Genomic DNA, 15,754 nt, shown 5'->3' with positions numbered 1-15,754 from the left:
TACGTTGGTACGGCACATAAGCAGGGATACAATGCTTACGAAGCAATCAAAAATGCGATCTCAGGCCACCCTGATTTCATCTTTGAATAAGGGTGGTTCTGAATAGTTACCAAAAATGATGATTAAGAGGAGCCTTTATGGAATATCTAAAAGAAATAGGCAAGACAGGTATAAAGCCGGTTGTTTTAGAAGAAATCATAAATTTTGCACAAAAATACCAAATAAAACAAGTCATCTTATTTGGTTCCAGAGCACGTGGAGATTTTTACCGCGCAAGTGACATTGACCTTGCAGTGCACGGCGGAAATGTTATAGGTTTTACACTTGCAGCAAGGGAGGAGACTTCGACACTGTTGGATTTTGATGTAGTCGATCTAGATAAATCTGTCGACAAAAAACTACTAAATTCTATTGAAAAGGAAGGGAGGATTATTTATGAAAAAATTTGATAATTTTATTTCCAACCTTAATATTCTTTCCAAAGCTCAGAATGAAGACCTGACAAATGAATTTATCATCAGTGGTATCATTGATAAATTCTTTATTCAATTTGAACTGGGTTGGAAAGTTCTGAAAGAACTGTTGAGATATGAAGGGAAAAGCATTGCACTCACTGGTTCACCCAGGGAAATTATCAAGGCGGCTTATTCCATATATGATTTTCTTGATGAAGACATATGGCTTTCTATGCTGAAGTCACGTAACGATATGACACATATTTATAATGGCGAAGCCGCCAGAAACCTGGTCCAGATTATTATAGAAAGTTATATACCTGCATTTATATCCTTGAAAGAACATATTATGGAAAAATATGAGAATGTTTTAGAAGCGATTTAGACAGATGGGGAAGGGACGCCCAAGATTCCACTTGTCCCATGCAGGACCGTGGAAGTTTTGGCTGATACTTTCTTCATTTTTACTTTATGGAATTTCTTTGGTTAGTGAGGTTCTGTTAGATATTTCTCGATTCCCATCGTTTCAATATCCTCGATTTCGATACCATCCACACCACTGGAACCTTTGTTAGCTTTTACTCGTTTCCATGCCTCAGAGAGTACATCCTCACGATATAACAAAGGGAACACCGCATATAGCGGCATTCCCTTGTTATATTTCACATCTTCTGCATATGTTTGTAAATTGAAATCGTATCATATTCCGGCGCGAAGTCCTTCATTACATTACAAATTCTTTCAATGACCGATACATCTTCCTCCAAATCCTCTGCGATCTGTTCCGGAGATTTATGTTTTTTAAGCTTTTTAGCTATCAATTCAAGTAAGCTTAGTTCTGCACCTTGCTCGATTCCTTGCTCGATTCCCTGCTCGATTCCCTGCTCGATTCCCTGCTCAATTCCCTGCTCAATTCCCTGCTCAATTCCCTGCTCAATTCCCTGTTTAAGTCCCTGTTTAAGTCCCTCAGCCACTGCTGCTTTTCTCTTCATTTCCAATTCATCCGCAAACCATTCTTCATACAATTCTCTTAACGCATCACACATAACTTTCCGTTCCTCCTCGATCACTTTTCTGTTTGCCCGAAGAATAATATCCATCACAGCCTGATAATAAACCGATTCCTTCTTCATCTCATACCGGTCAAGCAGCTCCATGAATTCTTCTTTTTCTTTATAATCGTTCCTTATACTTTTCAACCAGAAATTATTTGTATCGGACAATTCCTTTGTCACCACTAATTGAATCGGGAACGCTGCTCCTGTCAGATAATATATTCCGCCCTCCTTTTTTACTATGTGCATATGCCATACTTTCTTCAGATGTTCTAACATCTTCCCTGGATAGGAATGGGCAACAAATGTAATTGTAATTTCTTCCGGATCTATTTCCATTACTTTATCCGTATCTGCCTGATAACGACAGGCATACCCAAATACATTATAGAAATCGTTAATACTGAGATAGTCTTCCGGCGATTTATATTCAATTATATTGTGCTTCCTGAATATTCGTCCAATATTCTTACGAATACGAATTCCGACATCCTTTTTGACAATCAGAACATCTATCTGCATCGGTTTCTTTCCCAGGAGGTGTTCCTCTTCTATTAGCAGATTATCCACATTTTCCTCAAGTTCAATTCTTAGCGCAGAGGTAAACGCTGAATGCCATTGCAGTTTTACTTCCTGCATCCATTTCTCCTTTCAGTATATTACACTATTTTTTTCGTGCGCAATAAAAACAATTAGTTACTTTCATTGCAAACTTTCTTGTGTTTTATACTGGTTTCTCCGCAATGTCACTCTCTAAAATAATGCTTTCCTGATTTTTTGATTACATTCAATATAAAAAATAGAACGACCGATGTCAATAGCCTTTTGCCAATCGATAAATAAAGTGATATTTCGATAAAATTCGACGTTTAAAACAGTCTACCACCACATTTTAGCGTATGCATGGCAAAAAAGATGAGAAGACCTTCACTTTCATGAAACTCTTCTCATCTTCTGAAAAGTCATCTACCAAATATTCTCTCTAGAATTTTTCTCTGTGGATCTTCTCCACCGGAAGTTTATCCAGCTCATATGCTGCTTTTTCTTCGTTCGGTACTCCTACCGTCAGGATTGCAAGGAGTTTATAATTCTCCGGATAGCCGAGAATATCTCTTACATACTCTTCTGTATCTCTTCCGTCATCTGCTTTACGGAGTCTTCCCTGTACCCAACAGCTTCCAAGTCCGAGGGCATGTGCCATCAAGTGCATGTTGCTCATGACTGCTGAACAGTCCTCAATCCATACATCAGAAGCATCACCGTTCCCGACAACAACGATCGCGCAAGCTGCTTCTTTCAGCATTTTAACAGAGCCTGCACGGCATCCGGCCATTTTCTGAAGAACTACTTTATCTTCAACTACGATAAAATCCCATGGACGGATCGCTTTACCGGATGCGGAAAGCATACCTGCCTGTAAGATTTTTGTGATATCTTCCTCTGACACTGCATCGTCTTTGTAGCTTCTGACACTGCGTCTTGTTCTCATAAGTTCCAGTAATTCCATCGTCTTCTACCTCTCTTCTTATCTTCTAATCTTGCTATTTTAAGATAGTTTGCAGCAATTCTCTCCTTTAATTTTATTTTCTTATTTCCAAATTGTCAATTTACAATATCGTTTCGATGGTGTAAACTTCTCTCTGGAATCGCTCTATAAATTGTGCTATGATAAGAGCAGAAAAACATATACGACAAATAGGAAATGTTAAGAAGTGACTACATCGGAACTCGTATTCTTGTCCCCAAAATAAGACTGCGAGTTCCTTATGTTATTAGGGAAACTGCATATCCTATAAAAAAGTGTCTTCTGTAAATGTTGTACAGACCACATGACGAAAGGAGATCATTATGAAATATGACATTATTATTATCGGCGCAGGACCGGGGGGAATTTTTTCTGCATATGAATTAGTAAAGCAGAATGCCGATTTAAAGATTGCCGTATTTGAGCTGGGCAACCCGCTCGAAAAACGGCGCTGCCCAATCGACGGCGAAAAAGTAAAATCCTGCATAAACTGCAAAACGTGTGCAATCATGAGCGGTTTTGGCGGTGCAGGTGCATTTTCTGATGGAAAATACAATATTACCAATGATTTTGGCGGTACACTCTACGAACATATCGGGCGCAAAAAGGCAATCGAGTTGATGGAATATGTAGATGAAATCAACGTAACACACGGCGGAGAGGGAACGCGTATGTACTCCACAGCCGGAACCCGATTCAAAAAGCTCTGCATGCAGAACAAACTGAATCTTCTGAATGCTTCTGTCCGTCATCTGGGAACCGACATCAATTATGTGGTTCTGGAAAACCTTTACGCTGAACTGAAAGATAAGGTTGAATTCCGCTTCAATTATCAGGTTGACCGCCTTGAGATGGCAGACGGAGGTTATCGCGTATACTGCGGCGAACAGTTTGACGACTGCGAAAAATGTATTGTATCCGTAGGTAGAAGCGGTAGCAAATGGATGGAAAAAGTCTGTCGCGAAATGAAAATACCGACCAGCTCCAACCGCGTTGATATCGGTGTGCGTGTGGAAATTCCGGCTGAAATCTTCTCTCACCTGACCGACGAACTCTACGAAAGCAAGATCGTATACCGCACTGAGAAATTCGAGGACAATGTCCGTACCTTCTGCATGAATCCGAACGGAATCGTCGTAAATGAAAATACAAAAGGAATCGTGACCGTAAACGGACACAGTTATGAAGATCCCGCAAAGCAGACAGAGAACACAAACTTCGCCCTGCTTGTTTCCAAGCATTTCTCTGAGCCATTTAAAGACAGCAACGGATACGGAGAAAGTATTGCCCGTCTGTCAAATATGTTGGGCGGCGGCGTGATCGTACAGCGTTTCGGGGATCTGATCCGAGGAAGACGAAGCAATGAGAAACGAATCGAAGAAGGACTGGTGCGCCCGACACTCGCCGCAACTCCGGGAGATTTGAGTCTGGTACTGCCGAAACGAATCCTTGACGGAATCATCGAGATGATCTATGCTCTGGATAAGATTGCACCGGGTACCGCGAATGATGATACCCTTCTCTACGGCGTAGAAGTTAAGTTTTATAACATGGAAGTGGATATTGACGAAAACCTGGAAACGCCATACAAAGGACTGTATGTGATCGGTGACGGAAGCGGTGTGACCCATTCCCTGTCCCACGCATCCGCAAGCGGGGTGCATGTGGCAAGGCATATTACGGGAACGGCTTAAAAAGCAAAAACTTATAGCAACTTCAATAAAAACCACAATCAAAAAGGGATGCATTTCACCCAAAGCAGCATCCCTTTTTCTTACCTATTTGATAATTTCAAATAACATTCGAAAAATCCATTTCAAAATCTTCAAATATTCCAGCCTTCACCATATCCGAGAAAGAAAATTCTTTTACGTCATCGTTCTGGAAATTGTACACCGTAATTCTGTTTCTCTGTCTATCAACGATCCAATATTCCCTGACCCCAGCCGTTCGATACTTGAACAATTTTATCATATAATCCATACGCTGGCTCCCTTGCGAAACAACTTCGATAATCCAGTCCGGTGCTCCCAGGCAGCCTTTTTCGTTCAATTTATTTCTATCACAGATAACAGCAATATCCGGCTCAACATAATTTTTATCATTTTCATTCAAAAATACGGCAAACGGCGCAATATATGGCTTACATGATCCATGATTGGAACGTATATAATTTGAAATTTCTCTGTATAGTTCCCCGACTATTTCCTGATGTTGTCTATTCGGAGGCGCCATCATATAAATCTGCCCATCAATCAATTCCGCCCTCTGCCCTTCCGGTAAATTGTAAATATCTTCAATCGTATAGATCTTTTCACTCGCTAACGCCATACCATATCCTCACTTTCCATGCCATCAACTGACAAACGGCATAATATATGTAACCCATATCCAACTGCAGGGCATAACAAGTATCATCGCAGGTATCATATCCGCTGTCGGAAACATTTTCACTTTAATCATACGAAAACCTGTAGCAAGAAGAAGGAATCCGCCGCAGGCCTTGAAATCATTGATCATTGCAGGCGTCGTCAGTGGATAGATGATCCCTGCCAACAAAAATATCAAAAAGAAAATGAGAAACTGCGGAATTGCAATAACGGCCACCACGCCTCCCAGAATGCAGGCAAAAATCAAAGCCGTGAAAAAATCCAAAATCGATTTTGCTATCAAAATGCTGTGATCGCCGTTCATACCTGAAATAATGGAACCATATATACCGGTTCCGCTGGCGCAGAACAAAACGATTACCGTGACAAGCGTATCTTCAAATTCCTTTTCCGATAACCCATGATTTCCGGATTTCATAAACTTTCCGATGATCGTTTCCATTCCTTTTGACGCTTTGTTAATCTTCTCTCCAAGATGTATGAGCAATCCGAACGATGTTCCAAAAATCACTGCAAAAATAACTGCGGGCATGTTCTCCATCAGTGCAATTGAGCTGATGCCCATCCCCATAGCGCAAATGCCGAAGATCATATTTAACTTTTCTTTGAAATCAGCTGAGAGTCTGTTTCCCGCTATCATCCCCACAATACCGCCAACGATCACAGAAAGTGAATTGGCAATAATTCCGATTGGCATATACGTTCCTCCTTCCTGTTTCCACACTGAATATGCAACTCTAAATTCATGATAACAAACCTTTCTTTTCAAATCAAGTAATCAGATCAAGCAATCATATCCAGAATCATTTTCCTATCGCATCACATACCCTCTGTACTCCGTAGGAGTCATTCCGACAAGCTTTTTGAATGTTTTCGTAAAGTAACAAAGATCCGGAATTCCGCAATACGCCGCCACCGTCTGAATCTGCATATTGGTAGAGTTAAGCAGAAAGATTGCCTGGTCAATCCTCTTTCTTGTCACGTATTCTGTCAGGGTGAGACCGGTCTCTTTCTTAAACAGGGTTGACAGATAACTGGGATTCACTTCCAGAAGCCGTGCCTGCCTGCTGAGGCTTAAGTCCGCGGCCAGATCGGAATCAATATTGATCATCACCCTTCTTATAACAGGAGAATATCCCCGAAGAGAATGATTCTTTACAAGAAGTGTATATTTTCTCACCATCTCTTTCATCAGCAAAGTCACCCCTTTTTCGGAAGTCTGAAGTTCGATTTTCTTTGCGAACTCCGCTGAGACTTTGTCGATATGGAATGGATGTACCGCGCAATTTTCCACCGTTTTTCTCAAGAGCGTGTTTGTGATGATCGCATAATTCTTGGCATTTCGTGTCCGGTCCGCCACCCGCTGTTCTACCGTCTGCAGGTTGATCCGGCCAAGATACATCTCGATCTTATGGAGCTGTCCTTTTGCAACTGCCTGAAGCATTTCATTTTCTGACAGATATTTTTCTTCCAGATTCTTCATTTTCATCTGCAGTTCATCCGGAGCTATGAAAACCTTCTCCCTCTTCCCGGCATCAGGAAGGATCTCCGCTCCTCCGATTAACTCCTGCATTGTAAATGCATCCCTGGATCCCCAGATATTTTCCGCAAACACATTTACCAACATAAAAAGCGTGCTGGAATCCACCACGATCGGAACAGATTCATAACAGTCCTTAAATGCCGGATAGAGACTGGATGAAACATGAAATTCCTGCGCTTTATTTAAGATTGCATCTTCGGTCCACGGGTTCATCGTATAAGGTCCGATGACCATATAAGACGGCACTTCGGTGTCCGGAAGCAGCATGATGATAAAATTAAACAGAAATTCATCAAACACTTTGTAAATCGTGTTTGGCTTGCAGGAAGAGAAAAAACGATACACATATTTTTCATAATCGATCAGCTGAAACACAATTTTGCGTATTCCGCCTGCCATTTCTTCCACTTCCCCATACGGCTTTTTGAAAATCCTGACTTCAAGCTGCATATTTTCCATGATATCTGTAAAAAATTTTAGAGTAGCATCGTATTTCATTCTCATTCTTCCTTCCATATTTTGTCTTACATTCCAATTATTGTATATATTTTATTATTTTTCAACATAATATAAAAATATTACAAATTCAGCAAAAATATTACTCACTGGAATTTCGGATATCCTTTAGGATAAGCATTACAAATAAATCTTTAAACAAAGGAGAGAAAACGAATGAGCAAAGAAAAACAGATTCGTCCCTTTGGCTGGCGGGACAAGGTCGGCTACCTGATCGGTAACCTCGGTAACGACTTCACATTCACATTTGCCAGTGTATTTTTGATGGTGTTCTACACAAAAGTACTTGGAATCAGCCCGGGGCTTGTAGGAACCCTGTTTGTTGTAGCAAGGGTCGTTGATGCATTTACCGACGTAACGATGGGACGTATTGCCGACAAGGCAAAGCCTGCAAAAGACGGGAAATTCAAACCATGGCTGCGCCGTATGTGCGGACCGGTGGCACTTGCCAGTTTCCTGATGTATCAGACTTCCATGGCCAACGCGCCGATGACGCTGCGCATCGTCTATATGTTTGCCACCTACCTTCTCTGGGGCAGCATTTTTTACACCGCGATCAATATTCCTTACGGTTCCATGGCTTCTCTGATCAGTCCGGAAGCAGATGACCGTGCAGCGCTTTCTACATTCCGAAGCCTTGGTTCTGTTGTCGCAAATATTGCGGTGGGTATCGGCGCTCCGGCCATTTTGTACGCTTCTGACACTGCCGGCAATCAGATTGTGAAAGGCGAACTTTTCCCGATCGTTGCCCTTGTATTTTCTATCCTTTCTATTGCCAGCTACCTCGTCTGTTATTTTATGACAACCGAGCGTGTAAAAGCTGCTCCAGCAGAGAATGTGAAACAAGTCGGATTTCTTGAAACAGTAAGAACTCTTGTCACCAATCGGGCACTGATCGGCATCGTCGTCGCTTCCATCTGTATCCTTGCTGCCCAGATCCTGAATCAGTCCATCAACCAGTACCTGTTCATCGATTACTTCAAGGACAAGAGCGGCGTGATGGTCATGAATGCAGTCAGCATGCTGCCCGGTATCATTCTGGCACCGGTCGCTGTCCCGCTCAGCCGTAAGTTCGGGAAGAAAGAACTTGGAATCTTCGGAAGTCTCAGCGGCGCGATTGCCTGTTTCCTGCTGTTTATTATGCGAACCAAGTCCATGTGGACTTACATTATCATCAATGTCATCGGTTTCCTTGGATTCGGTGTGTTCAACCTGATCATGTGGGCCTTCATCACCGACATCATCGACGACCAGGAAATCCGCACCGGAAGCCGCGAGGACGGAACCGTTTATGCGGTATATTCCTTTGCGCGTAAGCTGGGACAGGCCGTTGCCGGAGGGCTTGGAGGATGGGCTCTCGGATGGATCGGATTCGATTCTGCGGCCCAAGTGCAGACCGAAGCTGTTGTACAGGGTATTTACAATATTGCAACCTTGATTCCTGCTGTATTATACTTAATTGTAGGACTCAGCCTGATCTTCATCTATCCGCTGGGCAAGAAAAAAGTACTGGAAAACATCGAGATTCTAAAGGCGAAACAAAGCGCCAATTAGGAGGAATATAACATGAGACAGATTCTGAATTTTAATACCAAATGGGCATTTTCCAAAGAGGCAGACAGCGTACCGGAACGGATGCCCGAGCGCTGGTACTGGGTCAATCTCCCGCACACCTGGAACGCGATCGACGGCCAGGACGGCGGAAATGACCTGTATCGCGGAACCGCATTTTACGCAAAAGAACTTGAAAAATCAGAACTTCCGGAAGCAGACCTGTATTATCTGGAACTCTGCGGAGCCAACTCTTCTGCTTCCGTCTATGTGAACGGCAGGAAGCTGGCAAGTCACGACGGCGGATACTCCACCTGGAGAGTCAACATCACGGACGCTCTGAAAGCCAAAAACCTGATCGTAATCGAAGTCGATAACAGTGTAAATGACACCGTCTATCCACAGCACGCGGACTTCACATTCTACGGCGGCCTGTATCGGAATGTCAATATCCTTGCCGTAAGCAGTTCCCATTTTGATCTGGATTACTTCGGCGGCCCCGGCATCCAGGTAACACCGGAGGTTACAGGAACATCTGCAAATGTAAATGTAGAAGTATTCGTGACAAATAAAACAGATGCCCAGCAGATCCGCTATACGATAAAAGACGCAGAGGGAAATGTCGTTGCCGAGACAACATGCGCCGATACTGCCGTTTCATTTACGCTGGAAAACGTACATTTGTGGAACGGAAGAAAAGACCCGTATCTCTATACGGCAGAAGCTGTGCTGGAAGAAAACGGAACGGATCTTGACAATGTTTCCGCACGTTTTGGATGCAGAACCTTCCGGATCGATCCGGAAAACGGATTCATTTTAAATGGCAAGGAATATCCACTGCGCGGCGTATCCCGCCATCAGGACCGATGGGGAATCGGAAACGCCCTGCTTCCGGAGCATCACGAAGAGGATATGGATCTGATCTGCGAACTCGGAGCGACCACCATCCGTCTAGCTCACTACCAGCATGACCAGTATTTCTACGATCTCTGTGACGAGAGGGGAATGGTCGTATGGGCAGAGATTCCGTACATCTCCACCCACATGCCGAAAGGACGCGAGAACACCATTTCCCAGATGAAGGAACTGATCGTACAGAATTACAATCATCCGTCCATCTTTGTGTGGGGACTGTCCAATGAGATCACTATGGGCGGCGAGTCCGATGAGGATCTTCTGGAAAATCACCGGATCCTGAACGAGCTGGTTCACGAAATGGACAAGACACGCCTGACTACCATCGCATGTCTTTCCACCTGCAGCATAGACGATCCGTACATCCAGATCCCGGACGTAGTATCCTACAACCACTATTTCGGATGGTACGGCGGAAATACTTCCATGAACGGGCCGTGGTTCGATAACTTCCACGAAAGACATCCGAACATTCCGATCGGCTGCAGCGAGTACGGCTGCGAAGCACTGAACTGGCATACTTCCAATCCGGATCAGGGGGATTACACAGAAGAATATCAGGCATATTACCATGAAGAACTGATCAAACAGCTTTACACCAGAAAATATCTGTGGGCAACCCACGTATGGAATATGTTTGACTTCGGAGCAGATTCCCGCAACGAAGGCGGTGAAAACGGACAGAACCACAAAGGCCTTATCACTTTTGACCGCAAATATAAAAAGGATTCCTTCTACGCTTACAAGGCATGGTTATCCGAGGATCCTTTCGTTCACATCTGCGGCAAGAGATATGTGGACCGTGTAGAAGATGTGACAAAGGTAACCGTCTACTCCAACCAGCCGGAAGTCGAACTGTTTGCAAACGGAGTCAGCCTTGGAAAGCAGACTTCACCGGAACATTTCTTCTATTTTGAAGTTCCGAATAACGGCGAAACAACGCTGACGGCGATTGCAGGGGAATGTAAAGATGAAAGTTTCCTTCGCAAGGTGGAAGTATTCAATGAAGACTACCGTCTGAAAGAAAAGGGGGCCATCCTGAACTGGTTCGATATTACTGCACCGGAGGGATATCTCTCACTGAATGATAAACTGGAGGATATTCTGAAAACCGAAGGCGGAAAAGCGCTCTTTGCCGCTATGATGGAACAGATGGCAGGCGGGCAGCAGGCAGCTTCCATGCTTAATGAAGCTACTATGCAGATGCTCGGAAGCTTTACCCTTCTTCGAATGATCAGCATGGCAGGAATGACCGGCCTGACCGTGACGAAAGAACAGCTTCTGGCTTTAAATGAACAGTTGAATCAGATTAAGAAATAAGAATTCAAAACGTGCCGTGACAAGATTGTATTTCCTGTCACGGCGCGTTTTTTGCAAAATCAGGCAGAACAAGATCGGTCAAATTTCATACCTCATCACAAAAACATATTCAACTTTACCGGCATCCTCTTCTTTTTCTCCCACGTCTTCACCATCTGCTCTTTTAGGAACTCAATAAAACCGGATATCTTCCTCGTTTTATCGTAAACAGCCAACGCCATGTAATATGTCCTCTTATCTTCACTGTGAAGAATCAGTGGCGGATAATCATGAGTCATAAGATAATAATTCAGAAGCGTTCTTCCCACACGCCCGTTGCCATCGGCAAAGGGATGGATCTCCTCAAAACGTAGATGCAGATAGGAAAATACACAATCATTATATTTCCGAACCTATATAAGACTCCGCACCCTCAACCTTTCTTGCAGTTCCATAGCATCCGTGAAATTCCCATTTCGAACATCCTTCTTCCGAAGCACCACCTCACGCATCTCACCTGTCAAATGAAAATAATTGTCACTGAATATCGCATCCGCATCCTCAAAGTCCAGCTCTACAAACGGTGCAAATACATCACTTGTCACCTGCAAAATATACGCATCCTCTTTTTCCTGCACCTGCACCTCAATCTCCGGCTTTTTCAAATCCAGATATTTATATGGCAAAAGTGTCTCCACCTGTTTTACTACATTTCCGTCCTCAAACCGGAAATGCCGTCTCATTTTCCACAAACAGGCTTAGAATTTTTTCTTCTTTTACAAAACTTGCCATCATCGGCGCGAAGAAGCGGCGTGCCATGTATTGAAGTGCCTTCCACCTTCCAAAATAATCGATGGAAGACCAGGAGGCAACCGGCCAGTAAAAGGTATCTCCGGCATATTGTTTCATAATCCGGGGAACTACATATTCAAACAGCTTAACATAGTCGGCTTTCAGTTGCTTTGTTTCCCTCTGGAACTCTGCCCAGTGATCCCACGCAGATTCGATCTCATTATTCCCACACCAGAGTCCCAGACACGGATGCAGTTAAAAACATATTTCTGATTAAAAACAATATCATTTTTGCCAAAAAAATCCCCCACAGTGCTATCCACTGTGGGGTTTCATCATCTCAATGATTAATTATGTTTTCTCTTTTTATCATAAATAACAACGCCTGTACCCAATACTCCTGCAAGAGCAATTGTAGTAACCCAAAGAGCTACGTTGCTTTCATCACCAGTCTTCGGTGCTTTTTTAGCTGTATTATCTACTTTAGTCTTTACGTTTGTTTTATCTGTAGTTGCCGGTTTGTTCTGATTATTGTTATCTGCCGGTTTAGCAGGATCTACCGGTGTAACTGGATCTACCGGATCAACCGGATCAACCGGATCAACCGGATCAACCGGATCAACTGGGTCGACCGGATCTACTGGGTCGACCGGATCAACTGGATCTACCGGGTCGACCGGATCGGTCGGGCCGGTCGGGTCAAGCACTTCAACTTCTTTGTGGCCGCAGCAAATGCAAATCTTTACAATAGATCCCGGCTCTGTTTCAGTCGGTTCAGTAATGATTGGGTCTCCGTAGATACATGTGTGTTTCATTGTAACTGTGACCGTATCAACTTTTTTGAGTACTTCCTGCTGGCAAGTATTGATAAAATAATAACGCTCTCCTGCAAGTGCAAGATCTCCAATGCTTGAAGTAACAGATGTAATTGTCTGGCATGGGCACTTCGGAACTAATGAAATGCTGTATCTTCCGGTAATAGCATCTGTATACTGTACAGACTCAGTAGCATATAATAAATCATCTACTGTTTTTCCTTCTAATGTGCCATCTTCCGGAATATCCGTTACATTAACATTCACAGTTGTTTCATAGCTTCCGCCATACAGATTTGCCCGGTATGTAGTTACTGTTTTTGAAAGCGTCTCATCCTTTGCAAGTGCAGTCGTTGAAATCAGACCGATTGCGAGACAACTTGTCAGCAAAAGGCTGACCAATTTTTTTCTCATATAAAATCCTCCTTCTTTCTCCCCTAATCGGACGCAATGATGCCTTTAATATTCAAGTTTTACTATATCGTAACACAATACAATCGCTTTTTCAACTTCTTTTTCCTCTTTTGTAAATTTTTGTAAACAATCACAGTTTGTAAGCCATAAAAGAAACTATATTATTTGTTACTTTCTATTTTTGTTTGAATGGATTATCAGTATTGCCTGGTGCTTCTCCATTTTTTTCCACCAATACAATTTCAATAGCTTCCAAACGTTTAGAATATCCAGCCGTTCCCGCTTTTTCACCATTGGAAGCCCAATCCAGCCACCCAAATGTCTGGGCATGAACGCGATAATAAACATCGTATTTTTCAGCCATTTCTCCAGTCAATTCAATCTGAATAGCTTCGAGTCTTCTTGATTCCCCGGAAGTTCCGCTTATTTCACTATCTGCTACCCAATCTTGCCAACCATAAGTCTGCACATGGGTTCTGTACCGAATACTTCCTGCGGCTTCCGGATCTACAAGATTCACCTGAATTCCTTCCAAACGTTTAGATTCTCCGGATGTTCCGCTGGCGACACCGTCATACACCCAATCCTGCCAGCCATAAGTCTGCACATGAGTTCTGTAAGTAACATAATTCTTATTACCGAGTCCGGTAGACGTGATATATGCTTTATCAGTCGCCCCAGGCGCTTCACCGTCTTTTTTTACCATCACGATCTCGATTCCTTCCAAGCGCTTGGAAAGGCCTGCGGTTCCGCCATATTCACCATTTTTAGCCCAGTCAAGCCATCCATATTTCTGTGCATGGACACGATAATAGATATCATAATGTTCCGCCATTTCACCGGTAAGCTTAATCTGAATTGCTTCCAAGCGCTTGGATTCTCCAGATGTTCCATTTATTTCCCCGTCACTTGTCCATGCCATCCAGCCATAAGTCTGCACATGAGTTCTATACTTAATGCTTCCATCATATTCCGGCTTATACAGCTGAATCCGAATCCCCTCCAAGCGCTTGGATTCTCCGGACGTTCCGCTCATATCACCATCACAAACCCAATCCTGCCAGCCATAAGTCTGCACATGAGTCTGATATTGTACTGTAGGCTCTTTAGGAATAACCTTTTCTTCTTCCGATTGACACTTACTGCACGTTCTCTTTTGGAGGCCTTCTTCCTCTTTCGTCGCATTTTTTACTGTTTCCCAGTCACCGAAATCATGTCCGGTTGCTTTAAGGAGTACACTATTCTTTCCAGCATACTCCTTTCCATTATAAGTAATTGTTGCAATATAAACAGCCTCACCAGCCTCCGTACAAGTCGGTTCAACACTGTTTGTTGTATCCTTTTCAAAAGTCGTTTCCAGATTTTTGTGTCTTTCTCCACAAAGTTTACATGACACTTCACCTGTCACCTCTGAAAAACCAGTTACATTTCCTTCTTCGTCCAGGATTTCTTTCCACCCAAAAATAGGGACATAGTCATGTTCGCCGGTCCTGCATACTTCAGGCAGTTGAAAGTCCTCCTCCGCCATCGGATACGCTTTGTAAAAATCAGCCGATGTATAATCTTCGTCACGAGTGTGATCTGCAAAATCGGCATCTCCTTTAAGGAAATACTCATATTTCTCTTTTCCGGCATCCCATGTAGCATCTACATTATAGTAAATATTGTCTAGCTCTACAATATTCCAACCATGTGGTTCTGATTTGCCTGTACCGGGTATCAGTCGAGTATCCACACCCAGCTCCAACATCATTCGATAGAATAATGCCGCGTATCCCTGACATACTGCCTTCCCATCGATCAATGCTGCGTAAGCTGTATATTTCAGCATATACTCATCATTATTAAGATTCTCTTTATCATATTTGGTATGTGTGCAGATGTAATTGTATACAGCTTTAATCTTCTGATAATCGTTTTGATCATCCACGTCCAATTCATCAAATACTTCTTCCAGTTTGTTATCAACCGCTTTTTCTTGTTCGGCATTTGTAAAATACGTACATGTGTATGTAATCTCCATACAGCACATATCATCATCATCTATATAATAGGCAACACTTGCTTCAATCCCTTCAAATTGCCACAATAAATAATCCCCTTCATTTGGGACACCCGTATGTTCCAACGCTTGTTTTGCAAGCCCGATTGCAAGCCCATCTTTAAATTCAGGGACTCTGTAATAGATTTCAAATGTTCCCTCACGATTTTTCATATGTGTACGAATTGCATTTACACACTCTTCCTCAGACTCAGAAAAATGGACGTTCGAATACGCTGAGACTCCTCGCGTCTGGTCAGAACATTTCCGCTTTGTTTCTTTTAGTTTTCCCACATATAAAGAAGTACTGTAGGTATCCTCTGTTATAGATTCAGACTCATAAGTATTCCCTTTTGCCAATGCACTGATTCCCTGTGAAAAAAGCAACGCAACCACTAAAACCCATGCAGAAAATCGTTTTGTTCTCGTTTTCATTTATTCAC

General features: G+C 43.0%; 16 protein-coding genes. 5 read left to right on the top strand and 11 right to left on the bottom strand.

What is annotated here, in order from left to right; translation table 11 throughout:
• Positions 1 to 137 precede the first annotated feature (137 nt).
• Complete coding sequence (locus ACTNBR_RS07465; RefSeq protein WP_427805984.1) at positions 138 to 449, top strand: nucleotidyltransferase family protein; 312 nt, start codon at positions 138 to 140, stop codon at positions 447 to 449.
• Positions 436 to 840, top strand: coding sequence for an HI0074 family nucleotidyltransferase substrate-binding subunit (locus ACTNBR_RS07460; protein ID WP_427820566.1), 405 nt, complete (start codon positions 436 to 438; stop codon positions 838 to 840). The genes ACTNBR_RS07465 and ACTNBR_RS07460 overlap by 14 nt, the downstream gene beginning before the upstream one ends.
• A 101-nt stretch (positions 841 to 941) precedes the next feature.
• Here the strand turns inward: ACTNBR_RS07460 and ACTNBR_RS07455 are convergent, their stop codons facing one another.
• The 3 genes from ACTNBR_RS07455 to ACTNBR_RS07445 form a co-directional block, all read right to left on the bottom strand.
• Complete coding sequence (locus ACTNBR_RS07455; protein ID WP_427820565.1) at positions 942 to 1,121, bottom strand: hypothetical protein; 180 nt, start codon at positions 1,119 to 1,121, stop codon at positions 942 to 944.
• Positions 1,118 to 2,149: a 3-isopropylmalate dehydrogenase gene (locus ACTNBR_RS07450; protein ID WP_441017935.1), complete on the bottom strand. Its 1,032-nt coding sequence runs from the start codon at positions 2,147 to 2,149 to the stop codon at positions 1,118 to 1,120. Before ACTNBR_RS07450 ends, ACTNBR_RS07455 begins: the two co-directional genes overlap by 4 nt.
• A 343-nt stretch (positions 2,150 to 2,492) precedes the next feature.
• Positions 2,493 to 3,017 carry a nitroreductase family protein gene (locus ACTNBR_RS07445; protein ID WP_427805987.1) on the bottom strand — a complete coding sequence of 175 codons (525 nt, stop codon included), beginning with the start codon at positions 3,015 to 3,017 and terminating at the stop codon, positions 2,493 to 2,495.
• A gap of 341 nt (positions 3,018 to 3,358) precedes the next feature.
• Here ACTNBR_RS07445 and ACTNBR_RS07440 point away from each other — a divergent pair, with 341 nt between their 5' ends.
• Positions 3,359 to 4,729, top strand: a complete 1,371-nt coding sequence (locus ACTNBR_RS07440; protein ID WP_427805988.1) for an NAD(P)/FAD-dependent oxidoreductase — start codon at positions 3,359 to 3,361, stop codon at positions 4,727 to 4,729.
• Between the two features lie 97 nt (positions 4,730 to 4,826).
• Here ACTNBR_RS07440 and ACTNBR_RS07435 read toward each other — a convergent pair whose 3' ends face one another.
• The 3 genes from ACTNBR_RS07435 to ACTNBR_RS07425 form a co-directional block, all read right to left on the bottom strand.
• Positions 4,827 to 5,366 (bottom strand): Uma2 family endonuclease, encoded by a 540-nt coding sequence (locus ACTNBR_RS07435; RefSeq protein ID WP_427805989.1) that lies wholly within the window; start codon positions 5,364 to 5,366, stop codon positions 4,827 to 4,829.
• 24 nt (positions 5,367 to 5,390) lie between these two features.
• The gene (locus ACTNBR_RS07430; protein ID WP_427820560.1) at positions 5,391 to 6,122 is read right to left on the bottom strand and encodes a DUF554 domain-containing protein; all 732 of its coding nucleotides are present in this window, start codon (positions 6,120 to 6,122) and stop codon (positions 5,391 to 5,393) included.
• Between the two features lie 114 nt (positions 6,123 to 6,236).
• Positions 6,237 to 7,466 carry a helix-turn-helix domain-containing protein gene (locus ACTNBR_RS07425; RefSeq protein WP_441017937.1) on the bottom strand — a complete coding sequence of 410 codons (1,230 nt, stop codon included), beginning with the start codon at positions 7,464 to 7,466 and terminating at the stop codon, positions 6,237 to 6,239.
• A 174-nt stretch (positions 7,467 to 7,640) separates the two neighbouring features.
• Between ACTNBR_RS07425 and ACTNBR_RS07420 the strand changes: the two genes are divergently transcribed.
• Together ACTNBR_RS07420 and ACTNBR_RS07415 are read left to right on the top strand one after the other, a co-directional pair.
• Positions 7,641 to 9,038 (top strand): MFS transporter, encoded by a 1,398-nt coding sequence (locus ACTNBR_RS07420; RefSeq protein ID WP_441017939.1) that lies wholly within the window; start codon positions 7,641 to 7,643, stop codon positions 9,036 to 9,038.
• A gap of 12 nt (positions 9,039 to 9,050) precedes the next feature.
• Positions 9,051 to 11,270, top strand: coding sequence for a glycoside hydrolase family 2 protein (locus ACTNBR_RS07415; RefSeq protein WP_441017941.1), 2,220 nt, complete (start codon positions 9,051 to 9,053; stop codon positions 11,268 to 11,270).
• 95 nt (positions 11,271 to 11,365) lie between these two features.
• On the opposite strand, the gene ACTNBR_RS07410 is transcribed toward ACTNBR_RS07415, so the two are convergent.
• From ACTNBR_RS07410 to ACTNBR_RS07390, 5 genes are all read right to left on the bottom strand, one after another.
• Complete coding sequence (locus ACTNBR_RS07410) at positions 11,366 to 11,629, bottom strand: Fic family protein (RefSeq protein ID WP_441018001.1); 264 nt, start codon at positions 11,627 to 11,629, stop codon at positions 11,366 to 11,368.
• Between the two features lie 33 nt (positions 11,630 to 11,662).
• The gene (locus ACTNBR_RS07405) at positions 11,663 to 11,935 is read right to left on the bottom strand and encodes a glycoside hydrolase family 2 protein (protein WP_441042689.1); all 273 of its coding nucleotides are present in this window, start codon (positions 11,933 to 11,935) and stop codon (positions 11,663 to 11,665) included.
• A gap of 34 nt (positions 11,936 to 11,969) precedes the next feature.
• Positions 11,970 to 12,158 (bottom strand): hypothetical protein, encoded by a 189-nt coding sequence (locus ACTNBR_RS07400; protein WP_441017945.1) that lies wholly within the window; start codon positions 12,156 to 12,158, stop codon positions 11,970 to 11,972.
• Between the two features lie 230 nt (positions 12,159 to 12,388).
• Positions 12,389 to 13,270, bottom strand: a complete 882-nt coding sequence (locus tag ACTNBR_RS07395; RefSeq protein ID WP_441017947.1) for an LPXTG cell wall anchor domain-containing protein — start codon at positions 13,268 to 13,270, stop codon at positions 12,389 to 12,391.
• 175 nt (positions 13,271 to 13,445) lie between these two features.
• A complete protein-coding gene (locus ACTNBR_RS07390) occupies positions 13,446 to 15,746 on the bottom strand; it encodes a transglutaminase domain-containing protein (RefSeq protein WP_441017949.1) in 2,301 nt (766 codons plus the stop codon).
• Between the last annotated feature and the right edge of the window lie 8 nt (positions 15,747 to 15,754).

The sequence above is a fragment of the Bariatricus sp. HCP28S3_F11 genome (genome assembly GCF_052065395.1).
GTDB lineage: Bacteria > Bacillota > Clostridia > Lachnospirales > Lachnospiraceae > Allocoprococcus.
This window is presented reverse-complemented; position numbering and strand designations above follow the sequence as displayed.